14 protein-coding genes and 1 pseudogene are annotated in these 22,118 nt (G+C 67.7%); 8 read left to right on the forward strand and 7 right to left on the reverse strand.

Annotation, left to right across the window (positions count from 1 at the left end; genetic code table 11):
• Positions 1 to 18 precede the first annotated feature (18 nt).
• Together ACXAGF_RS17980 and ACXAGF_RS17985 are read right to left on the reverse strand one after the other, a co-directional pair.
• Positions 19 to 399, reverse strand: coding sequence for a CAP-Gly domain protein (locus ACXAGF_RS17980; protein ID WP_475018739.1), 381 nt, complete (start codon positions 397 to 399; stop codon positions 19 to 21).
• A 48-nt stretch (positions 400 to 447) separates the two neighbouring features.
• The gene (locus ACXAGF_RS17985; protein ID WP_475018740.1) at positions 448 to 1,164 is read right to left on the reverse strand and encodes an META domain-containing protein; all 717 of its coding nucleotides are present in this window, start codon (positions 1,162 to 1,164) and stop codon (positions 448 to 450) included.
• 184 nt (positions 1,165 to 1,348) lie between these two features.
• Here ACXAGF_RS17985 and dxr point away from each other — a divergent pair, with 184 nt between their 5' ends.
• Complete coding sequence (gene dxr / locus ACXAGF_RS17990) at positions 1,349 to 2,542, forward strand: 1-deoxy-D-xylulose-5-phosphate reductoisomerase (protein WP_475018741.1); 1,194 nt, start codon at positions 1,349 to 1,351, stop codon at positions 2,540 to 2,542.
• Between the two features lie 37 nt (positions 2,543 to 2,579).
• Here the strand turns inward: dxr and hemA are convergent, their stop codons facing one another.
• From hemA to ACXAGF_RS18010, 4 genes are all read right to left on the reverse strand, one after another.
• Positions 2,580 to 3,794: a 5-aminolevulinate synthase gene (hemA, locus tag ACXAGF_RS17995; RefSeq protein ID WP_475018742.1), complete on the reverse strand. Its 1,215-nt coding sequence runs from the start codon at positions 3,792 to 3,794 to the stop codon at positions 2,580 to 2,582.
• Between the two features lie 252 nt (positions 3,795 to 4,046).
• Positions 4,047 to 4,841, reverse strand: coding sequence for an FAD binding domain-containing protein (locus tag ACXAGF_RS18000; protein WP_475018743.1), 795 nt, complete (start codon positions 4,839 to 4,841; stop codon positions 4,047 to 4,049).
• 15 nt (positions 4,842 to 4,856) lie between these two features.
• Positions 4,857 to 7,208: a xanthine dehydrogenase family protein molybdopterin-binding subunit gene (locus ACXAGF_RS18005; protein WP_475018744.1), complete on the reverse strand. Its 2,352-nt coding sequence runs from the start codon at positions 7,206 to 7,208 to the stop codon at positions 4,857 to 4,859.
• Between the two features lie 122 nt (positions 7,209 to 7,330).
• Positions 7,331 to 7,819 (reverse strand): (2Fe-2S)-binding protein, encoded by a 489-nt coding sequence (locus ACXAGF_RS18010; RefSeq protein WP_475018745.1) that lies wholly within the window; start codon positions 7,817 to 7,819, stop codon positions 7,331 to 7,333.
• A gap of 418 nt (positions 7,820 to 8,237) precedes the next feature.
• Between ACXAGF_RS18010 and ACXAGF_RS18015 the strand changes: the two genes are divergently transcribed.
• The 3 genes from ACXAGF_RS18015 to ACXAGF_RS18025 all read left to right on the forward strand — a co-directional run bounded on the left by ACXAGF_RS18015 (position 8,238) and on the right by ACXAGF_RS18025 (position 16,530).
• On the forward strand, positions 8,238 to 8,489 hold the full coding sequence (locus ACXAGF_RS18015) for a glycine zipper domain-containing protein (protein ID WP_475018746.1): 252 nt from the start codon (positions 8,238 to 8,240) through the stop codon (positions 8,487 to 8,489).
• Between the two features lie 274 nt (positions 8,490 to 8,763).
• The gene (locus tag ACXAGF_RS18020; RefSeq protein WP_475018747.1) at positions 8,764 to 10,683 is read left to right on the forward strand and encodes an autotransporter assembly complex protein TamA; all 1,920 of its coding nucleotides are present in this window, start codon (positions 8,764 to 8,766) and stop codon (positions 10,681 to 10,683) included.
• Positions 10,684 to 10,785: 102 nt separating this feature from the next.
• Positions 10,786 to 16,530: a translocation/assembly module TamB domain-containing protein gene (locus ACXAGF_RS18025; protein ID WP_475018748.1), complete on the forward strand. Its 5,745-nt coding sequence runs from the start codon at positions 10,786 to 10,788 to the stop codon at positions 16,528 to 16,530.
• A gap of 32 nt (positions 16,531 to 16,562) precedes the next feature.
• Here the strand turns inward: ACXAGF_RS18025 and ACXAGF_RS18030 are convergent, their stop codons facing one another.
• A complete protein-coding gene (locus ACXAGF_RS18030) occupies positions 16,563 to 17,003 on the reverse strand; it encodes an Lrp/AsnC family transcriptional regulator (protein WP_475018749.1) in 441 nt (146 codons plus the stop codon).
• Between the two features lie 155 nt (positions 17,004 to 17,158).
• Between ACXAGF_RS18030 and rocF the strand changes: the two genes are divergently transcribed.
• The 4 genes and pseudogenes from rocF to ACXAGF_RS18050 all read left to right on the forward strand — a co-directional run bounded on the left by rocF (position 17,159) and on the right by ACXAGF_RS18050 (position 22,068).
• A complete protein-coding gene (gene rocF, locus ACXAGF_RS18035) occupies positions 17,159 to 18,094 on the forward strand; it encodes an arginase (protein WP_475018750.1) in 936 nt (311 codons plus the stop codon).
• A gap of 16 nt (positions 18,095 to 18,110) precedes the next feature.
• Positions 18,111 to 19,316 (forward strand): ornithine--oxo-acid transaminase, encoded by a 1,206-nt coding sequence (gene rocD / locus ACXAGF_RS18040; protein WP_475018751.1) that lies wholly within the window; start codon positions 18,111 to 18,113, stop codon positions 19,314 to 19,316.
• Between the two features lie 140 nt (positions 19,317 to 19,456).
• Positions 19,457 to 19,933, forward strand: coding sequence for a chemotaxis protein CheW (locus ACXAGF_RS18045; RefSeq protein ID WP_475018752.1), 477 nt, complete (start codon positions 19,457 to 19,459; stop codon positions 19,931 to 19,933).
• 378 nt (positions 19,934 to 20,311) lie between these two features.
• Positions 20,312 to 22,068: pseudogene (locus ACXAGF_RS18050) on the forward strand (methyl-accepting chemotaxis protein).
• Positions 22,069 to 22,118: the final 50 nt, after the last annotated feature.

Below are 22,118 nucleotides of genomic sequence, written 5' to 3' on the forward strand. Positions count from 1 at the left end.
GGGCGCGCCCGCTCCGCGTCACACCGTCTCGTCTTCCTTCTCCGGCGTCGTCACCCGCGGCTTCGGCCTGATGGCCGGCACGATGGAGGGGCGCGCCTCGACCTTCGGCGCCGGCGCCTTGATGCCGAGCATGTGCCTGATGCGGTCGGAGACGAGCGGCCGGAAGCGGCTGGCGCGGAAGGGCATGTCGACGGCACCATAGCCTTCCGGGCCGTCGTCGTTGCCGCGGTAGAGCTCCATCAGCTTGACGCCGTAGAAGTCGCCGTCGACGTAGTGCCGGTAGTGCCCGACCCAGCGGACGGTATAGATCTGACCCTTGCGGATCCCCTGGTCGATCGAGACGTTCTTGAAGGTGTCATTGATGCAGACCACCTTTTGTCCGACCTGGAAGCTGACCATGTTTCTCTCCGAAGGATAGTGCCGGCACCGCCGGCCCGATGCCAAACGTCAGGTGGCCTTGCGACAGGAGACGGCCGGGGTCTCCTCGCCCCGGGTCAGGTCGCGGAGCGTGGCGTCGTCGCCCTTGGTCCACCATTCGAACTGGCCGCCGGCGTAACGCGCGCCGGAGCCGGCGATGACGTTGCTTGCGATCACGAACTGTTCGCCGAACGAGAGAACCGCGAGCGAGACCGTGTCGGCATTGATGTAGTCCGCCTTGACCTTCAGCCCGTCGTCGCAGTCATAGACGACCGTCTGTCGATCGACGGTGATCGTGTTCGGCACCTGCAGCGTGATGTCGGTCGTGTTCTTCAGCATCGCCAGCCGCATCGCATGGCCGCCATCCTTGTCGGCGAGATGCAGCATCTCGTTCTCGAGTTTCCACGACCGAACCGTGCCGAGCGCGTCGAAGAACCGTTGCTCCTGGTCCATCACCGCCGGCGCGCACATCCGGCGCGTGGCCGCCGCCGGAGCAAAGGTCACCTCACCGTCGCTGCCGAACTTGAGGTTGCCGCGATAGGTGTTGCAGCCGCCGTTGCCGCCGTACGAGCCGTCCGTGCGGATTTCCAGGGTCGTCCGGACATTGTCGATGACGCCCTTGCCGTTCAGGTCCTCGATCACCCAGGTGGCGCTGAGTCCCGCCGGCAGCGTGTCCGCGGCGAACACATTCGACGCAGAGCCGAGAAACAGCAGCAAGGCCGCCAGCGCATTCACCGATAACCGCACGGGTATCCTCCAAGATCACTTCGGCGACCAGCCGGTCGCCAGCGGCGACGTTATGGCCGCTCCATCGAAAACGTCAAGCCCGTGCACGGGCCGGTGTCCAGCCCGCCCGCATCAAAACCTTGTTGCGCGCGGCAATCGGCTGTAGAGCCTCATCAAGACAATAAAAAGATCACGGAAGACAAACATGGCACCCAGCGAAGCCAACAGGCGCCGCGTCACGATCCTCGGCTCGACCGGCTCGATCGGCACCAGCACGCTGGACGTGATCGGGCAGCTCGGCGGCCGCGACGCCTTCGACGTGGTGGCCGTTACCGGCAACGGCAACATCGAGCGGCTGGCCCGGCAGGCCATCGCCTGCGGCGCGCAACGCGCCGTCACCGCCGACGAAGGCCGCCTCGACGACCTGAGACAGGCGCTGGCCGGCACGGGCATCGCCGTCGGCGCCGGCCGCAACGCCCTGCTCGAGGCCGCCGCGGCACCGTCCGACTGGGTGATGGCCGCGATCGTCGGCACCGCCGGGCTGGCGCCGACGCTGGCCGCGGCCGAGCGCGGCGCCGATATCGCCCTCGCCAACAAGGAGTGCCTGGTGTCCGCCGGCAGCCTGTTCGTCGACGCGGTTGCCGCCGGCGGCGGCCGGCTCATCCCCGTCGACAGCGAGCACAGCGCCATCTTCCAGGCGCTGGAGGACGACCAGCGCCATGCGGTCGAGCGGATCGTGCTGACGGCCTCCGGCGGCCCGTTCCGCACCTGGTCGCGCGAGCAGATGGCGAATGTCACCGCGGCCACGGCCCGTGCCCACCCCAACTGGTCGATGGGCCTGAAGATCTCGATCGGCAGCGCCTCGATGTTCAACAAGGCGCTGGAGATGATCGAGGCAAAGCACCTGTTCGACGTGCGCGCCGAGCAGATCGAGGTGGTGGTGCACCCGCAGTCGGTGATCCATTCGATGGTCGGCTACAGCGACGGCTCGGTGCTGGCCCAACTCGGCTGCCCGGACATGCGCACGGCAATCGGCTATGCGCTGACCTATCCGCGGCGGCCGAAGCTCAATGTCGAGCGGCTCGATTTCGCCAGGCTGTCGCGGCTCGACTTCGAGGCCCCGGACGAGCAACGCTTCCCGGCGCTGCGGCTCGCACGCACCGCGCTCGAGCGCGGCGGCCTCCAAGGGGCGGCCATGAACGCGGGCGAGGAGGTCGCCTTCCAGGCCTTCGTCGACGGCCGCATCGGCTTCCTGCACATGGCCGACGTCGCCGAAGCGGTGATGGACGCGATGGCAGGATGGGGCGCCGCTTCGACGATGGACGACGTCTACGCCGCCGATGCCGAGGCGCGCCGGCGCGCCGCCGCCGTCGTCGACAAAATGGAAATGGCGGCCTAGGCCGCCACCATCATCCTTCCTCGGGCCTGCGGGCGCGTCAGGCCACGGCGCGGGCGAGCGCGCAGCGCGACCAGAGCGAATGCAGGGCGCCGACCAGATGATCGATATCCGCGTCCGAATGCATCGGCGTCGGCGTGATGCGCAGCCGCTCGGTTTTCTTCGGCACCGTCGGGTAGTTGATCGGCTGCACGTAGATGCCGAAATTGTCGAGCAGCAGGTCGGAGATCCACTTGCACTTGGCCGCGTCGCCGACCATCACCGGCACGATGTGGCTCGGATTGGGCATGTGCGGGATGCCGTTCTTGTCGAGCAACGAGCGCAGACGGCGCACCCGCTCCTGGTGGGCGAAGCGCTCCAGCTGGCTTTCCTTCAGGTGGCGGATCGAGGCCAGCGCGCCGGCGGCAAGCGTCGGCGGCAGCGCGGTGGTGAAGATGAAGCCCGAGGCAAACGAACGGATGAAGTCGCAAAGGGCGGCGGACGCGGCGATATAGCCGCCCATCACGCCGAACGCCTTGCCGAGCGTGCCCTCGATCACCGTCAGGCGGTGCATCAGCCCTTCGCGCTCGGCGACGCCGCCGCCGCGCGGCCCGTACATGCCGACGGCGTGGACCTCGTCGAGATAGGTCATCGCGCCATAGCGGTCGGCGAGATCGCAGATCTCCTTGATCGGCGCGACATCGCCATCCATCGAGTACACCGATTCGAAGGCGATGATCTTCGGCGCCTTCGGGTCCGCGGCGGCCAGCTTCGCCTCGAGGTCCTTCAGGTCGTTGTGCTTCCAGATCACCCGCTCGCATTTGGAGTGGCGGATGCCCTCGATCATGGAGGCGTGGTTGCCGGCATCCGAGAACATGATGATGCCGGGGATCTTCGAACAGAGCGTGCCGAGCGCGGCCCAGTTGGAGACGTAGCCGGAGGTGAACAGCAGCGCCGACTCCTTGCCGTGCAGGTCGGCGAGCTCGCGCTCCAGCAGGACGTGGTAGTGGTTGGTGCCGGAGATGTTGCGGGTGCCGCCAGCACCGGCGCCACACTGGTCGATCGCGAGCTTCATCGCCTCGGTGACCTTGGGGTGCTGGCCCATGCCGAGATAGTCGTTGGAACACCAGACCGTGACTTCCTGTGTGCCCGCATCGGTGTGCCGCGTCGCCTTGGGGAACCCGCCCCGGTGGCGCGCCAGATCGGCGAAGACGCGATAGCGGCCTTCCCGGTGCAGCCCATCCAACTCGTTCTTGAAGAAAGCCTCAAAGTCCATCACTGTCTCCAGACCGGCATGCCCGGTGCCCACGAGCGGTCGCGGCCGCCCAATTTTGCCCCTCGACTACACCGCGGGAGCCGTTGCTGCAACGACAGGACGCTGCGGCAAATCCGCGCCGACCTTTGAGCCGTTCCAAGCTAGCCTTACCCGGCCAGAAACCACTGCGGCTTGATGCATGTCAAGCCCGAATGACGGGGGGCGGCCCGCGCCGCCCCCTGATTCAGTTTCGCGCGAAGGCGAACGATCCCCTCAGGCCGCCGCGACCGCGCGGCGCGCCATCACGTTGACGAGGTTGGCGCGATACTCGGCGCTGCCGTGAATGTCGGACAGGAGGCCGGAGGGATCGGTCTTGACGCCGGCGATCGCGTCCGGGCTGAAATTGGCCGACAATGCCGCTTCCATCGCCGCCTGGCGGAAGACGCCGTCGGCTCCCGCGCCGGTCACCCCGACACGCACGCCGTCCGCGCCCTGGGCCACGAAGACGCCGGTCATGGCATAGCGCGAGGCCGGGTTCGGGAACTTGGCATAGCCCGCCCTGGCCGGCGCCTTGAAGCTGACCGCGACGATGATCTCGCCGTCCTCCAGCGCGGTCTCGAACAGGCCGGTGAAGAAGTCGTCGGCCGCGATCTCGCGCTTGTCGGTGATGACCGTCGCCCCCAGCGCCAGCATGGCCGAGGGGTAGTCGGCCGCCGGATCGTTGTTGGCGATCGACCCGCCGATCGTGCCCATGTGGCGCACGTGCGGGTCGCCGATCAGCGAGGCCAGTTCGGCAAGCGCCGCGCAGGCCGCCTTGAGCTCGGCCGACGCGGCCACCTCGGCGTGGGTGGTGGCCGCGCCGATGCGGACGGTGCCGCCCGAGACTGCAATGCCCTTCATTTCCGGCACGTGGCGCAGGTCAATCAGGTCCGAAGGCGCGGCGAGACGCTGCTTCATCGTGGGAATCAGCGTCATCCCGCCGGCGACATACTTGCCGTCATCCGCGGCGCCCTGCAGGCGGGCGGCATCGGCGACCGAGGATGCGCGATGGTAGTTCGTTGCATACATGCTGGTGCACTCCCCTCAATGGGCCGCATGCGCCGCCGCCCACACCTTCTGCGGCGTGGCGGGCATGGTGAGATCGTTGTTGCCGATTGCGTCGGTGATGGCGTTGATCAGCGCCGGCGGCGAGCCGATGGCGCCGGCCTCGCCGCAGCCCTTGATGCCGAGCGGGTTGTTCGGGCAGGGCGTGTTCTGGTGCGAGACGCTGAAGGACGGCAGGTCGTCGGCGCGCGGCATGGCGTAGTCCATGTAGCTGGCCGTCAGGAGCTGGCCCGTCTGCGGTTCGTAGTATACGCCCTCGAGCAGTGCCTGGCCGATCCCCTGCGCGATGCCGCCGTGGACCTGTCCTTCAACGATCATCGGGTTGATGATGTTGCCGAAATCGTCGGCGGCGACGAACTGGACGACCTCGGTCTTGCCCGTCTCCGGATCGATCTCGACCTCGCAGATGTAGCAGCCGGCCGGGAAGGTAAAGTTCGACGGATCGTAGAACGCGCCCTCCTTCAGCCCCGGCTCCATGCCGGCCGGCAGGCTGTGGCCGGTATAGGCGGCGAGCGCCATCTGGAACCAGGGCACCGCCTTGTCGGTGCCGGCGACCTTCAGCTCGCCGTTCTCGATGACGATGTCGCTCTCGTCGGCCTCCATCAGGTGGGCGGCGATCTTCTTCGCCTTGGCCTCGACCTTGTCGAGCGCCCTGACGACCGCCGACATGCCGACCGCGCCGGAGCGCGAGCCGTAAGTGCCCATGCCCATCTGCACCTTGTCGGTGTCGCCATGGACGACCGAGACGTTGTCGATCGGCACGCCGAAGCGGTCGGCGACAAGCTGGGCGAAGGTCGTCTCGTGGCCCTGGCCGTGGCTGTGCGATCCGGTCAGGATCTCGATCGTGCCGACGGCATTGACCCGCACCTCGGCCGATTCCCACAGGCCGACGCCGGCGCCGAGCGAGCCGACCGCCGCCGACGGCGCGATGCCGCAGGCCTCGATGTAGCAGCTCATGCCGATGCCGCGCTTCTTGCCGCGCTTTTCGGCCTCCGCCTTGCGCGCCGGGAAGCCGGCCCAGTCGGCCTGCTTCATCGCCGCCTCGAGCGAAGCCTCGTAGTCGCCGGCGTCGTAGTTCATGATCACCGGCGTCTGGTAGGGGAAGCTGCGGATGAAGTTCTTGCGCCGCAACTCCGCCGGCGAGACGCCGAGTTCGCGCGCCGCCGTCTCGATCGTGCGCTCGAGCAGATAGGTCGCCTCCGGCCGCCCGGCGCCGCGATAGGCGTCGACGGGCGCGGTGTTGGTGTAGACGGCGCGGACATTGGCGTGGATCGCCGGGATTTCGTACTGCCCCGACAGCAGGGTCGCATAGAGATAGGTCGGCACCGCCGAGGAGAACAGCGACATGTAGGCGCCGAAGTTGGCGATGGTGTCGACCTTGAGCGCCGTGATGCGGTTGTCCTTGTCGAAAGCCATCTTCACCGTCGAGACGTGGTCGCGGCCGTGCGCGTCGGTCAGAAACGACTCGGTGCGGTCCGCGACCCACTTGACCGGCACGCCGGTGCGCTTGGACGCCCACAGGCAGACGATCTCTTCCGGATAGATGTAGATCTTCGAGCCGAAGCCACCGCCGACGTCGGGCGCGATCACCCGCAGCTTGTGCTCCGGGGCGACGTTGTAGAAGGCGCTCATCACCAGCCGCGCGACGTGCGGGTTCTGGCTGGTTGTGTAGCAGGTGTAGTGGTCATCGGCGTGATCGTAGACGCCGAGGGCGGCACGCGGCTCCATCGCATTCGGCGACAGCCGGTTGTTGACGATCTTCATCTCGGTCACGTGCGCCGCCGCGGCGATGGCCGCGTCGGTGTCGGCCTCGCTGGTGCCGAGCGCCCAGTCGTAGATCAGATTGCCAGGGGCCTCCGGATGGATCTGCGGCTGACCGGCCTCAAGCGCCGTCACCGCATCGGTAACGGCCGGCAGCACGTCGTAGTCGACCACCACCTGCTCGGCGGCGTCGCGCGCCGCGCCGATGCTGTCGGCCACGACCATGGCGACGATGTCGCCGACATAGCGCACGTTCTCATGCGCGATCGGCCGCCATGCCCCCATCTTCATCGGCGTGCCGTCCTTGGACTTGATCATCCAGCCGCAGATCAGGTTGCCGATCCCGTCGGCCAGAAGCTGTTGGCCATCGAGAATGCCGATCACGCCCGGCATCGTCTCGGCGGCCGCCGTGTCGATGCTCTTGATCCGCGCATGCGCGTGCGGCGAGCGCACGAAAACGGCATGCTTCATGCCCGGCACGACCATGTCGTCCGTGTAGCGCCCGCGGCCGGTCAAGAACCGCCGGTCTTCCTTCCGCGCGACCCGTGCGCCAATACCTTCCACACCCATCAGTCATCTCCTCCCAGAGAAATTGCGCGTTGGTTCCGGCGAAACAGGGAAAGCGAGCGCTTCGGACGCCTGCGGAAAGCGGACGGCTCGGTCGCGACCCGCGCTTCCCCGTCGCCGTCACATTACTCGGCCGCCTGGCGGCCGGCGTTCATGTCCTCGGCAGCGGCAAGGATCGCCTTGACGATGTTGTGGTAGCCCGTGCAGCGACAGATGTTGCCTTCGAGGTTCTCCCGCACCGTCTTCTCGTCGAGCTGGCCGCCATAGCGGTTGATCATGTCGAGCGCGGACATCACCATGCCGGGCGTGCAGAAGCCGCACTGCAGGCCGTGATGGGCCTTGAAGGCCGCCTGCACCGGATGCAGCTCTCCGCCCTGGGCGAGGCCTTCGATCGTGGTGATCGAAGCGTCGGCGGCCTGGACCGCCAGGATGGAACAGCTCTTGATCGCCTTTCCGTCCATGTGCACGACGCAGGCGCCGCATTGCGAGGTGTCGCAGCCCACATGCGTGCCGGTCAGGCCGAGATTCTCGCGGATGAAATGGACGAGCAGCGTGCGGTCCTCCACGTCCCCGCTGACCTGCCGGCCATTGACCGTCATTGTAACCTTGGTCATTCGTTCCTCCCTCGTGACCTAGCGCTCGCGAGGCATTCCGGATTCGAAAGCGGTCCAGTCGGCAATTTCGAGAACCCGAAACACCTGCAGAAACTCTTGCTGCCGGCACGATGGCCATGGCGCCCGACGCCCCTCGACATCGCCGCCGCGCAGCCCTCGCATCATTCGACCTTTTCAATCTGTGATCAACCGTTACTTTCGGCGGCAGGCGAAAATTCTGGGCCGCAGGAGCGCGTAACGCGGCGATGCGGCAGCCGCTTCAGCAACCCAAAAAATACTGAATACTTATAGACTTCCCCTCATTCCGCCGTATTGTCCGGATTTGTGACAACGCCGATTTCGCGAGTCGGTTGCAACCGAATTGCCAAACGGCAGGACAGCGGGCTCCCATGACCCGCTCAACCATGGAGAGATTTTCATGAAGAAAGCCATCGCGCTCGTGCTGATCGGCCTGTCGCTCGCGAGCTGCTCGAACACGGAAAAGGGTGCCGGCATCGGCGCGGCGACCGGTGCGATCATCGGCGGCGCCGTCACCGGCAACGTCCGGGGTGCGGCCGTCGGGGCCGCCATCGGCGGCGTCGGCGGCGCACTGATCGGCCACGTCGCCGACCAGCCCGGCCAGTGCTACTACCGCGACCGCTACGGCCGCCGCTACATCGACGCCTGCTGACCCGAAACGGATCGCCGGCACGGTGCAGCCGACCCCGACCCGGTTCGGGGTCCTATGCATCCGTGCAACGGTCGCGGCGGAAATCCGCCGCCGCCGCGATTTTTCTTCCCATCCGGCTGGAACCGCCATTAATCTTAGGGAAATGCTAACAGGCTAGGATCAATTCCAGCCTGCGTGGCCTGCCAGACCGTCGTTCGGACTGAGTGTGCCGCACAATCTGAGGAGGGACGGTGTTCGCGCCCCTTCATCGGAACGGGAGAGGCAACAACAACGGATGCGGCAACGTATCGACCGGCCGAGATGGAGTAGTGCGTTCTTGCGGGCTGGGACAAGCCTCGCGGTCGCGTCTCTGCTCGCCGTCGCCCCCCTCGCCGGGCCGGCCCTTGCCTTCGAGATCTTCGGCCTTCGGTTCTTCGAAAGCGACAAGGAAGAGCCCGAGACCATCGACCCGGTACATTACCAGCTGACCTTCGACGCCGGCACCGACGACGGCGACCTGAGGGAGGCGATCGAATCGAGTTCCCTTCTGAAGGAGAACGAGGGCGATGCCGTTTCCGGCGACCTCGGCCTCGTCATCAAGGCGCGCGACGATCGCGACCGCATCCTTGCCGCGCTGTACGAGCAGGCGCGCTACGGCGGCGTCGTCGACGTGCGCATTGCCGGAACGCCGCTCGATTCGCTGCCGCCGATCCCAGATTTCGGCCCGGGCCCGGTCCCGGTCGCCGTGTCGGTCGCCCCCGGGCCGGCCTTCACCTTCGATTCGGTCACCTTTGCCGGTGATGCGGCCGGCCGCAATCCCGCCGACTACGGCATGGCCCGCGGCGCCCGCGCCGATTCCACCACGATCATCAAGGCCGGCGAGAAGGTGGTCGCGGACCTGAAGGCCGAGAGCCGGCCGCTGGCGCGGCTGACCGATCGCCAGGCGATCGCCGACCACAAGACCAACACCGTCGATGTCGTGATTGCCGCCGACGGCGGGCCGGTGGCGCCCGTCGGTGACGTCACCGTGACCGGGGCGAAGGGCGTCGATCCGGGCTTCATCAAGTACTATTCGCGCATCAATGCCGGTCAGCCCTACTCCCCCGAGCGACTGGCCAAGGCGTCCGACCGGCTGCGCCAGCTCGGCGTGTTCTCCAGCGTGACGATCCACCAGGCCGACAAGCTCGCCCCCGACGGCTCGCTGCCGATGACGATCGAGGTCTCCGAGGGCAAGCAGCGCTACTTCGGCGTCGGCGCGCAGTTCTCGACGATCGACGGCTTCGGCCTGCAGGGCTACTGGGGTCACCGCAACCTCTTCGGTCACGCCGAATCGCTGCGGATCGAGGGTTCGGTCAACGGCATCGGCGAGGGCAACGGCTACGAGGACATCGGCTACGCGCTCGGTTTCCTGTTTGCCAAGCCCGGCGCCTTCGGCCCGGCCTCGACCTTCACCGCCAGCTTCAAGGCGGCGATCGACGACACCGACGCCTTCTACGCCACCACCGCAACCCTCGCCGCCGGGGCGACGTTCGAACTGAACGATACCGACACGTTCTCAGCCAGTGCCGAGGTCGCGGCGATGAAGGTGGACGACGCCTTCGGCGACAATTTCTACCTGACCGCGGCCGTGCCGATCGAGTATGTCCGCGACCGGCGCAACGACAAGTTCAACCCGACCTCCGGCTACCGCGCGGCGGTCAGCGCCACGCCGACCTACGAGTTCGATCGCGGCTCCTTCTTCTCCAGCTTCGAGGCCTCCGGCGCGGTCTACAAGGCGCTCGGCGCCGAGGAGCGGATCGTGCTCGCCGGACGGCTCGGCGGCGGCACGATCCTCGGCGCCTCGACGCTGTCCGACATCCCGGCGCCGCGGCGCTTCTACCTCGGTGGCGGCGGCACGGTGCGCGGTTACGCCTTCCAGGACATTTCCCCGCGCAACAGCGAAAACGAGCTGTTGGGCGGCCGGTCCTACGTGCTTGCCTCGGGAGAGGTGCGCGTCGGCATCACCGAAAAGATCGGCGTCGTGCCGTTCGTCGACGCCGGCACGGTGTCGCGCGACGAATTGCCGGACTTCAGCGACATACGCGTCGGCGCCGGCGTCGGCCTGCGCTACGCCACCCCTTTCGGCCCGGTCCGGCTCGATGTCGCCGTACCGCTCAACCCCTATCCCAAGGGAGATTCGTTCGGCATCTATGCCGGCATCGGACAGGCGTTCTGAGCGCGCGCGGTCTATCGGCTCTCCTTGTCGCCGGACGGCCGCGCCGCGGGAAATGTGCGGCAGCGATTCCCCTGCGAATCAAATTGCTTTAGGACTTAGAACATGAGCCGGTTTCTTCAGATCCTGCGGCAGACGCTTCGTTACCTCGGCTACCTCGTGGCCGTGCTGGTCGTCGTGCTGCTGGGTCTGGTCGGCTTCGTCGGGTTCACCGACATCGGCGCACGCCTCGCCGCCGCCGCGATCGAGGACGTCACCGCCAATTCCGCCACCCGCATCACGATTTCCGAGCCCTCCGGCCTGCTGACGGGCAGGCTGCGCGCCGGTGCGGTCACGCTCGGCGACCGCGACGGCGTCTATGCGGAGGTCCGCGACCTTGCCATCGACTGGGCGCCGCTCGACCTGTTGCTGCTCCAGTTCAATGCCGAGCGGGTCGCGGCCCAAGAGATCGATGTGTCGCGGCGGCCGGTTGCCGGGGATGGCGACGAGCCCGGTTCCGGCGAGCCGTTCCGGCTGCCGGTCACGGTCCGGGTCGACAGCCTCGACGTCCCGAGCCTCACCCTGGCCGAGGCCGTGGCCGGGCGCGAGCAGCGGCTGCGCCTGTCCGGCAGCGGCGGCCTCGATGGCAGCGGCGTCGCCCTGAACCTCGCGCTGACCGAGCAGGACCGCGGCGGCGTGTCGGTGCTGGCCGACCTCGTCTTCAATCCCGGCGAGGACCAGCTGACGCTGAAGGCCGACGTCACCGAGCCGCCGGGCGGCATGCTGGCCCAGGCGCTGCGGATCCCGGGCGAGCCGGCGATCGGGTTTCACCTTGCCGGAGACGGGCCTCTGTCGGCCTGGAGCGGGCGGCTGACGGCCGCGCTCGATGCCCGCGAGGTCCTGACCCTCGAGGCCCGGCACGAGCTTTCCACGGCCGGACTGCACACCGTCGCCCTGAAGGGCGGCGGCACGTTCGAGGCGCTGCTGCCGCCGCCGCTGCGGCCGCTGTTTGCGGGAGCCACGGCGATCGATCTCGCCGTGGCGACCAACGGCGCCGATCTCCTGCGGGTCGAGCGCGGTCTGGTGACGACCGGCGCCCTGGCCCTGCATGCCTCGGGGACGCTGCAGGCGGAGGGCGACAACGACCTCACCATTCGGCTGGCCGGCGCCGACGGCAGCACGCCGATCCCGCTGCGCTGGCCGCTCGCGGACGGCGAGTTCGCCGCGGACCTGCACGGGCTGCACGCGGTCGCCTCCGGTCCGGCCGAGACGACCTCGGTCAACATCAACCTCAACGCCGCCAATGTCAGCCTGCCGCAGGGCCGGCTGGAAAGCGTGCTGCTGACGTTGTCGAGCGCCGACCTGAACGTATCGGCGAGAACGGGACACGCAAGCCTCGCACTGACCGCCGGCCGCTCGTCCATGGCCGATCCCGCGCTCGAGCGTCTTGTCGGAACGCCGCTGAAGATCAACGCCGCCCTCTCCTTCTCGCCGCAGCATCTCGCCGTCGAGCCGGTGACGATCGAGAGTACCAGCATCGGCGGGGAGATCACCGGCAGCTATCAGATCGGGACCGCTGCCGGCACCGCCGCGTTCAAGCTGTTCGCCCTGCCCGGCGTGCTGCCCGAGGCAATGGCCGCCAAGGTGCAGGGGACGATCGCGCTCGACGGCGAGGCGACCCTCGGCAACGACGGCGCGCTGGCGCTGTCGGGCCTGCGGCTCCGGTCCAACGTGGCCGAGGCGACCGGCAGCGCCGACGTCGCCGACGGCACGCTGGCGGCGAAACTCAGCGGCCGGCTGATCGACGCGGGCGCCTTTGTCGACGGCGGCAACGGCACGATCGTCTTCGACGCCACCGCGAGCGGCCCCGTGGCGGCGCCGGCCGTGCAGGCAACGATCAATTCCGACCGCCTGGCGCTTGCCGGCCGCACCCTCGACGACATCGCGCTCAACCTCAACGGCCGCGCCTCCGCGACCGCCCCCGCCGGCGACCTCGCCCTTACCGCCTCGATGAACGGCCAGGCGATCGCGCTACGCTCGAGCGTCGTCTCCGCGGCCGGCGGCATTTCCGTGCCGACGCTCGAAGCGACCGTCGGCAGCAACCGGCTCGAAGGAGCGCTGGTGCTTGGCGAAGGGTACATGCCGGACGGCACCGTCCGGTTCGACTTCCCCGACCTCGCAACGCTGGCCACGCTTGCCGGCGAGAGCGCCACCGGCGACCTCGCCGGCACGCTGACCTTCACCAACGCCGGCGGCAAGGGGTCGCTGACCGTTGCTGCGGAAGGGGCGGAGATCCGACGGGACAATGCGGCCATCTTCAAGCCCGTCCTCAGCGCGACCGTCGCGGATCTGGCTGCGGCGGCGGTATCCGCCACGCTGCGCGCCGACCTCGCCCGACTCGGGGAAAACGACCTGGAATCACCGATCGTGACGGTCAACCATTCCGGCAGTCTCACCGATTTCAGCGTCAACGGGCGCTACGAGGGCGCCCCGCTCGTGGTCGAGGGCGACGTCGCGCGCCATGACGCGGCGACCGTGATCGCGCTGCAGACGCTCGACGCCGTCGTCGCCGGCTTTCCGCTGGCGCTGCGGGAGGCAGCCTCGATCACCATTCTCGACGGCGACATTACCTTCGACGATCTGGCCATCCGCGCCGGCGATGCCGTCGTTTCGGTCTCGGGATCGGCCAATCCGGCCGGCAGCAGCAGCCTGGCGGTCAACGTCAGCGGCGTCGACGGCCCGGCCGAAGTCACGCTGCCGATGGAGGACGGCACGGCGACGGCGCGCATCGACATGGCGCAGTTGACGCTGTCGGGCGAACTGAAGGCGGCAGCGCTTTCGCTCACGGCCAAGGTCGCCTCCGTCGCGGCACCGCAGGGATCGGCATCGAATGCGGACATCGTCGTCAGCAGCGACGCCTTTGACCTGATCGACCGTCGCGGCAATCTCAAGCTGCGCGCTTCGCTCGGCCTGCTCGACCTGGGCAGCGCCGACGCCAACCGTCTGGCGCAGGGGCCGCTGAACGCGACAGCAACGCTGTCGGTGACGCCGCAGCGCATCGATTTCGGCGACGTCGCCCTCGACGGCGCCGGCCTCGATGCCCGTGCCAGCGGCCATTTCGTGCCGGAGGACGCCTCGGCCGCCGTTCAGGTCGAGGCGACGGTCGCCGCAGCGGCGCTTCCGGCCTCGGTTTCGCCGCGCTTCGACACGCCGGTGCGGCTGACGGCCGACATTCTGCGCGGCGCCGACGGCGCCGTCACCGTGCAGTCGTTCGACGTTGCCTCGGGCACGGTCACGGCCGAAGGCAAGGCAAGGCTGGCCGGCCAGACCCTCGATGCCACCGTCTCCGGCAGCCTGCCCGATCTCGGCAAGATCCTGACCGACGCGAGCGGTAAGGCGACCTTCGAGGCCACCGCCATCGGCCCGCTGTCGGCGCTCGGCGTCAAGGCCGAGTTGCAGTCGAGCGGCGCCAGGCTGGCCGGCCAGACGCTCAGCGATCTCGTCGTCTCGCTCGATGGAACGGCGGACCGCAACGCGCCGTCCGGCAGCTTCACCGCCACCGGCGCCATCGGCGGCCAGGCGATCAACGTCCGCTCCAGCGTCGTCTCCGAGAACGGCAGGATCGCCATCCCGTCGATCGACGCCCGCATCGGCGGGAACGTATTGACCGGCAGCCTGCGGCTCGACGCCGGCTTCCTGCCGGAGGGCACGGTCGACTTCGACCTGCCGGACATCGGCCTCATCGCCGCGATCGCCGGCCAGCAGGCAAAGGGTGACCTTTCCGGTTCGGCGGTCATCGCCACCGCAGACGGCAAGACCGCCGTCTCGCTGCAGGCGTCCGGATCGGGCATCACGCGCGACCAGCTCCGGATCGAACAGCCCCGGATCGACCTCAAGGCCGCAGACCTGCGCGCGTTCGCCCTCACCGGCAGCGTCCGGGCCGCGACCTTCGCCTCCGGCACCAACCGGATCGACGGACTGGCGCTGACCTTCGACCAGCAGGGTTCCAGGACCCGCTTCGATCTCACCGCCCGTTACGACAGCGCGCCGCTCGCCGCCAATGGCGCGGTCCAGCAGGTGCAGGGCGGCATGACCGTCGGCCTCGACGCGTTCGAGGCAGCGCCACGCGGCATCGCCATCCGGCTTGCCCGGCCGGCTGTCCTGAGCGTGCGCGACGGCGCCGTTTCGGTGAGCGAATTTACCATCCAAACCGGCAGCGGCAATGTCGCCGTCAGCGGCACCGCCGGCCCGGCGCTCGGCCTGAACATCAAGGTCAATGCGGTCCCGGCCAGCCTGGCGAACGTCTTTTCCGCCGGCCTCGGCGCCGAGGGAACGATCAGCGGCACGGTGGACGTCAGCGGCACCGCCGATTCGCCGAGGGCAGCCTACAATCTCACCTGGAGCGACGCGGCGACGAGCCACACCCGCGCCGCGGCGGTCGGGGCACTGACGATCAGGGCGGAGGGCCAGTTCGCGGACAATGCTGTCCGCCTGCAGCTGCAGCTCTCCGGCCCAGACGGGCTCTCCTTCGCAGGCCGCGGCACCGCCGGAGTGAGCGGAACCATGCCGCTCGACCTTTCCGTCTCCGGCACCCTGCCGTTCGCGTTGCTGCAGGGACCGCTCGGCCAGCAAGGCCTGGTCCTCAACGGCAACGCCGGAATCGAGCTGACCGTGAAGGGGGCCGCCCGAAGCCCGGTCATCACCGGAACGGTCACCACCAGCGGCGGCCGTCTCGTCGATGTACGGCGCAACATCGCGGTCGAGGACCTCTCGGCGCGGGTCGTGCTGGACGGCAACCGCGCGGTGATCGAACAACTGACGGGTCGCGTCGCCACCGGCGGCCAGATATCCGCCTCCGGCTCGGTCGGCATCGTCCCGGGATCGGACTTCCCGGCCGATCTCGTTATCCGGCTGAACGACGTCACCTATGTCGACGGCCGGCTGGTGACGGCCAATCTGGCCGGAGAGCTGACCATCCGGGGACCGCTGCTCGCCGGCCCCGTGCTCGCCGGGCGGATCGACATCCGCAGCGCCAACATCACCGTTCCGCAGAAGCTGCCGGCCTCGTTGTCGGAGATCGACATCAAGCACCGCAACGCGCCGGCGGACGTCCGGGCGATGGCAGCAGCGCTCCGGACCGACCAGGGCGGAGATGGCAGCGAGGGCGGCGACATCGGTCTCGACCTGCAGATCAATGCGCCGGGGCGCATCTTCGTCCGTGGCCGCGGCATCAATGCCGAACTCGGCGGCAGGCTGACCCTGCGCGGCACGGGCCGGGATCCGGTGGTCGCCGGCGCCTTCAACCTCCTGCGCGGGCGGCTGGACATCCTGGCCAAGCGGCTCAACTTCTCCAAGGGCCAGATCGGCTTCACCGGCGGGCTGATCCCCACGATCGACTTCGTTGCAACCACCACCGCCAGCGGCACCACGGTGAACATCAACATCGCCGGTCCGGCCGACAACCCGACGGTCACCTTCACCTCATCCCCGGACCTGCCGCAGGACGAGATCCTGGCGCGGCTGATCTTCGGCCGGTCGATGACCAACCTGTCGGCCTTCCAGATCGCCCAGCTGGCCGGAGCGGTGGCCGAGCTCGCCGGCGGCAGCGGCGGCGGCTCGCTGCTCAGCGGCCTGCGCAGCAAGCTCGGCATCGACGACCTCGACATCACCACGGATGCCGAGGGTCGGGCCCAGGTTACAGCCGGAAAGTACCTGAACGAGCGGACCTATATCGAGCTGAAGCAGGATCCGGAGACCGGCGGCGGCAAGGCGGCGATCAACCTCGACATCGGCCGCGGCCTGAAGCTGCGCGGCGAGGCCGGCAGCAGCGGCGACGGTGCAGCGGGCATCTTCTACGAGAAGGAATACTGACGCCGGCAACCCCTCGGCCACCCCGGCAGCTGTCACGCCAGCGCGTTCTTGGTCGTCTTCAGCAGGATATTCGTTTCCGTCGAATTGATGCCGTCGATCAGGCGAATGCGATGCAGCGTCTCGTCGAAAGTGCCGAGATCCTTGTCCTCCAGCTCGGCGATGAGGTCCCAGCGGCCGTTGGTCGAGTGGAGCGCGCGGACCTGCGGCAAGCCGCGGAGTTGCGTCGCCACCCGATCGGCCATCTTGCCCAGGACCTCGATCATGACGATCGCGCGTACGCCGCTGCCGCTGAGTTCGGCACCCGTACGGATCGTAAAGGCTGCGATCGTGCCGGACTGCACGAGCCGGTCGATCCTCGCCGACACGGTCGCGCGCGAGGCACCCGTCATCGCCGCGAGCGAGGAGACGGGGGTGCGCGCATTGTGCCGAAGCGCACTGATGAGGGCATGATCAAGTTCGTCCAGGCTGATCATTTTGTCATTTCCCGCTTGGCATCTTGCTTATCGTAGCCTTCCATTTGTCAGTTTTCCCTCTTTTTGCCAACGCCCTGAGCGACAATAATCGCCTGCAATTCTGGTCCTCCCGGACCAGCGCACAGAAGCAACGCGTAGCTGCGGGGACAACGACAATGACGGCACAGAAAAAATCGATCGCGCTGATCGGCGCACCGCTCGAGGAAGGCTCGGGGCGCCGCGGCGCCGCCATGGGGCCGGCGGCCCTGAGGATCGCCGGCATCGACACCACGCTGGCCGAGCTCGGCCACAGCGTGCACGACGAGGGCGACGTCCGGCCGCTGCCGGCGCGTGACCTTGCCAGCCATCCGCGCGCCAACAACCTGCAGACCGTCGCCGCCTTCACCCGCACCCTCGATGCGGCCGTGCACGAGGCCGCCCGCGCCGGCCGGTTCCCGTTGATCCTCGGTGGCGACCATGCGCTGTCGATGGGAACCGTTTCCGGCATGGCGCGCCATGCCGCCGAGGTTGGCAGGCCCCTTTTCGTGCTGTGGCTCGACGCGCACGCCGACTTCAACTCGCCCGAGACCTCGCCTTCCGGCAACATGCACGGCATGCCGGTCGCCTTCTTCTGCGGCGAGGCCGAGTTCGCGCCGATCCTGAACGCGGACCGGCCGCTGGTCGACCCGAAGAACGTGTTCCAGGTCGGCATCCGGTCGGTCGACGCCCGCGAACGCGAGGAGATCGCCGAGCATGGCGTCAACGTCTTCGACATGCGCGCCATCGACGAGACCGGGATCGCGCGGATCATGCACGAGATCATCGACACGGTCCGCCAGGCGGGCGGCCTGCTGCACGTGAGCCTCGACGTCGACTTTCTCGATCCGGAAATCGCACCGGGCGTCGGCACCACCGTTCCCGGCGGCGCCACCTTCCGTGAAGCCCACCTGATCATGGAGATGCTGTGCGACAGCAACCTCGTCGCCTCGCTCGATCTGGTCGAACTGAACCCGTTCCTCGACGACCGCGGCAAGAGCGCCCGCATCCTCGTGGAACTGACCGCAAGCCTGTTCGGCCGTCGCATCCTCGACCGCCCGACGCGCAGCGCCTGATGCCGTGGAGGAAATGATGACCCCGACAACCGCAAGCCTGATCGAAACCGAATACCGCCTCGGCGCCCACAACTACAAGCCGCTCGACGTCGTGCTGTCGCGGGGCGAAGGCGTGCATGTCTGGGATGCGGACGGCAACCGCTATCTCGACTGCCTCTCGGCCTACTCGGCCGTCAACCAGGGCCATTGCCACCCGAAGATCCTGGAGGCGATGATCGGGCAGGCCAGGAAGCTGGCGCTGACCTCGCGCGCCTTCCGCAACGACCAGCTTGCCCACTTCTACGAGGAGATCGCAGCGCTCACCGGTTCGCACAAGGTGCTGCCGATGAACTCCGGCGCCGAGGCGGTCGAAACCGCCGTCAAGGCGGTCCGCAAGTGGGGCTATGAGGTCAAGGGCGTCGAACGCGACAGGGCCGAGATCATCGTCTGCAGCAACAACTTCCATGGCCGCACCATGGGGATCGTCGGCTTCTCCACCGATCCCGACGCGCGCGAGGGCTTCGGCCCGTTCGCCCCCGGCTTCAGGCACGTGCCGTTCGGCGACATCGACGCCTTCCGCGCGGCGATCACCGACAACACCGTCGCCTTCCTGGTCGAGCCGATCCAGGGCGAAGCCGGCGTCGTCATCCCGCCGGCCGGCTATTTCGCCGCCGTGCGCGAGCTCTGCACACGGCACGGCATCACGCTGATCCTCGACGAGATCCAGACCGGGCTGGGCCGCACCGGCAAGCTGCTGGCCGAGGAACACGAAGGCATCGAGGCCGACGTCACCCTCGTCGGCAAGGCGCTGTCCGGCGGCTTCTATCCGGTTTCGGCCGTGCTCTCCAACTCCGAGGTCCTGGGGGTGCTCAAGCCCGGCCAGCACGGCTCCACCTTCGGCGGCAATCCGCTCGCCTGCGCCATTGCCCGCGCGGCGCTGCGCGTCCTCATCGAAGAGGGCATGGTCGAGAATTCCGCCCGCATGGGCGAGCGCTTCCAGAAGGGCCTGACCGAAATCCGCTCGAACATCATCAAGGAAGTGCGCGGCCGCGGCCTGATGCTGGCCGTCGAACTCGACCCCGCCGCCGGCGGCGCGCGCAAATATTGCGAGGCGCTGAAGGAGCGGGGCATCCTTGCCAAGGACACGCACGGCGACACGATCCGCATCGCGCCGCCGCTGGTGATCACCGCCGACCAGGTGGACTGGGCGACGGAGCAGTTCGCGGCCGTGCTGCGCGACTGATCCGCACCGTGCCGGATCGCCTCAACGCCGGCCCGCGGAAGTGGGCCGGCATTGCCCGGTTGAGCAATCCTTAACCCTGGCGCGGCTATCGTGCGCGGCACAAGGCCAAGCAAGAACGGGTCAATCGGGGCTAAACCACCATGAGCATGATCAAGACAGCCGGTTTCACCGGCGACACCCTCGAAATCATTGCCTTCCGCCTGCACGACCAGGAATTCTGCGTCAGGACCACCACCATCCGCGAGATCCGCGGCTGGGCGCCCTCGACGCCGATTCCGCACTCGCCGCCCGACGTGATCGGGGTGATGAACCTGCGCGGCACGGTGATCCCGATCATCGATCTCGCCCACAAGCTCGGCATGAAGACCACCGAGGCCAACGAGCGCAGCGCCATCGTCGTCGCCGAGGTGCACAACATGGTCATCGGCCTGGTCGTCGACCGGGTGTCCGACATCCTCACCATCCGCGCCGACCAGATCCAGCCGGTGCCGGAGGTGTCGACCTCCTTCGACAAGGTCTACGCCGAGGGCATCATCGCCCACGAGAACGGCATGATCTGCTTCCTCAACCTCGCCCGCATGTTCAAGGAACGCGACATCGACGAATTGGCGGCCTGATCGCGCCAGTCCCAACACAGCCGCAACGCCGCCCGCCGCCTTCGGGCGGCGTTATGTTTTGCCCGACGCCCTGCCGGCGCGTTCCGGCGAGAACAAAGTATAACTTTAGTATTATATACCCGGTCGCGAGTAATATTAGCACGTCAATAATATATACCATGATATGGCCTGCCGGTGTTCACGTCTTTTTAATTGCACCGTCGGCATTCTTGAATGCAGGCTGAGTGACAGCCTTCCGGCATGACGCCGAGAAACCCCGAGATCTCGTTCAGCTATCGCCAAGCCCCGGACCGACAGGGCCGGGAGCCGACAAGAACAATGGCACCGGCGGTGCCAGGGCTCTGCCTTGAGGGACGCCGCGACAGACGCGAGGGGACGATGCTTTCATTAGGGAAATCCGCAGATTCCAGGCACATATTGCAGGCGATCTCCAAGTCGCAGGCCGTGATCCAGTTCGACTTGTCGGGCAACATCCTTACCGCCAACGAGAATTTTTGCCGGACACTTGGGTATGAGCTGCGGCAGATCGTCGGCCAGCACCACCGCATCTTCTGCGAGCCGGCCCTTGCGGCCACACAGGAATATCGCGACTTCTGGGCGCGCCTCGGCCGTGGTGAATACGATTCCGGTGCCTACAAGCGCATCGCCAGCGATGGAAGGGAGATCTGGATCCAGGCGTCCTACAACCCGGTATTCAGGGGCGGCAAGCCGGTCAAGGTGGTGAAATTCGCCACCGACATCACTGAGGCCAAGCGCCGGGCGCAAGAGGACTACAGCAAGATCGAGGCGATCTCGCGCTCCCAGGCCGTGATCGAGTTCACGCCGACCGGTGACATTCTGACCGCAAACGAGAATTTCTGCGCCACGCTCGGCTACGACCTGGCGGAGATCCAGGGCAAGCATCACAGCATGTTCTGCGACCCTACACGCGCACCGCCGAATATGCCGACTTCTGGAAGCGTCTTGCCGCCGGAGAGTTCAACTCGAACGAATTCGTGCGATACGGCAAGGGTGGCAAGGAGATCTGGATCCAGGCGGCCTACAACCCCATTCGCGATCTTGCCGGCAACGTCTACAAGGTGGTCAAGTTCGCCACCGACGTCACCGAGCGCATGGCGGCGATCAACGCCCTCGGCCGGGGTCTCAAGGCGCTTGCCGGCGGAGACCTGACCCAGAGCCTTCCCACCCCCTTCGTCCCCTCGATGGAGCGGGTACGCCAGGACTTCAACGAATCGGTGGCAAGACTACAGCAGGCGATGCGGTCCGTGGGCGAGAATGCCGAGATGATCGCCTCGGGTGCAGAGCAGATCCGCGAGGCGGCCGACGCCCTGTCCAAACGCACCGAGCAGCAGGCCGCCTCCGTCGAGGAGACGGCGGCAGCGCTCGACCAGATTACCACCACGGTGTCCGACTCGAGCCGCAGGGCGGACGAGGCGGGCGCGCTCGTCGCCCGGACCAAGGAGGAGGCCGAGCGATCCGGCGGCGTGGTCACGAGCGCGATCGGCGCGATGGACCAGATCGAACAGTCCTCCCGCGAGATTTCCAGTATCATCGGAGTGATCGACGACATCGCCTTCCAGACCAACCTGCTCGCGCTGAACGCCGGCGTCGAGGCCGCGCGCGCCGGCGAGGCGGGCAAGGGATTTGCCGTCGTGGCCCAGGAGGTGCGCGAGCTGGCGCAGCGCTCGGCGAGCGCGGCAAAGGACATCAAGGCCCTGATCAGCGCCTCGAACGAGCACGTCAAGAACGGCGTGGCGCTGGTCGACCAGACCGGCGAGGCCCTGAAGGCGATGCTCGGGCAGGTCTTGCAGATCAACACCAACGTCAATGCGATCGTCGAGGCGAGCCGCGAACAGTCGACAGGGTTGCGCGAGATCAACCAGTCGGTCAACGCCATGGACCAGGCGACGCAGGAGAACGCCGCCATGGTCGAGGAGAGCACGGCGGCAAGTCATGCCATGGCTCGCGAGGCGGAGGCGCTGCGCAGTCTGTTGCTCGAGTTCCAGCTCGGAACGACGCAGCGTCCACGCCAGCAGCCAGAGCACCCGCAGCAGGCTTCACCGCGGGCGCACCCGGCCCGTCGCGCGGCGCGCGGGGCCACCGCGGCCGTCGTGGCCCAATGGGAAGAGTTCTGAAGGCAGCAGAACCGCAGTTTGGCCCTCGCCCTGCCGGGCGAGACCGTTGC

The sequence above is a fragment of the Mycoplana sp. ABR4_002 genome (genome assembly GCF_056159645.1).

Excerpts from the sequence above, each read along its gene's own strand:
- ACXAGF_RS17980 (WP_475018739.1), bottom strand. The coding sequence starts at position 399 with ATGGTCAGCTTCCAGGTCGGACAAAAGGTGGTCTGCATCAATGACACC.
- dxr (WP_475018741.1), top strand. The coding sequence starts at position 1,349 with ATGGCACCCAGCGAAGCCAACAGGCGCCGCGTCACGATCCTCGGCTCG.
- hemA (WP_475018742.1), bottom strand. The coding sequence starts at position 3,794 with ATGGACTTTGAGGCTTTCTTCAAGAACGAGTTGGATGGGCTGCACCGG.
- ACXAGF_RS18000 (WP_475018743.1), bottom strand. The coding sequence starts at position 4,841 with ATGTATGCAACGAACTACCATCGCGCATCCTCGGTCGCCGATGCCGCC.
- ACXAGF_RS18005 (WP_475018744.1), bottom strand. The coding sequence starts at position 7,208 with ATGGGTGTGGAAGGTATTGGCGCACGGGTCGCGCGGAAGGAAGACCGG.
- ACXAGF_RS18010 (WP_475018745.1), bottom strand. The coding sequence starts at position 7,819 with ATGACCAAGGTTACAATGACGGTCAATGGCCGGCAGGTCAGCGGGGAC.
- ACXAGF_RS18015 (WP_475018746.1), top strand. The coding sequence starts at position 8,238 with ATGAAGAAAGCCATCGCGCTCGTGCTGATCGGCCTGTCGCTCGCGAGC.
- ACXAGF_RS18020 (WP_475018747.1), top strand. The coding sequence starts at position 8,764 with ATGCGGCAACGTATCGACCGGCCGAGATGGAGTAGTGCGTTCTTGCGG.
- ACXAGF_RS18025 (WP_475018748.1), top strand. The coding sequence starts at position 10,786 with ATGAGCCGGTTTCTTCAGATCCTGCGGCAGACGCTTCGTTACCTCGGC.
- ACXAGF_RS18030 (WP_475018749.1), bottom strand. The coding sequence starts at position 17,003 with ATGATCAGCCTGGACGAACTTGATCATGCCCTCATCAGTGCGCTTCGG.
- rocF (WP_475018750.1), top strand. The coding sequence starts at position 17,159 with ATGACGGCACAGAAAAAATCGATCGCGCTGATCGGCGCACCGCTCGAG.
- rocD (WP_475018751.1), top strand. The coding sequence starts at position 18,111 with ATGACCCCGACAACCGCAAGCCTGATCGAAACCGAATACCGCCTCGGC.
- ACXAGF_RS18045 (WP_475018752.1), top strand. The coding sequence starts at position 19,457 with ATGAGCATGATCAAGACAGCCGGTTTCACCGGCGACACCCTCGAAATC.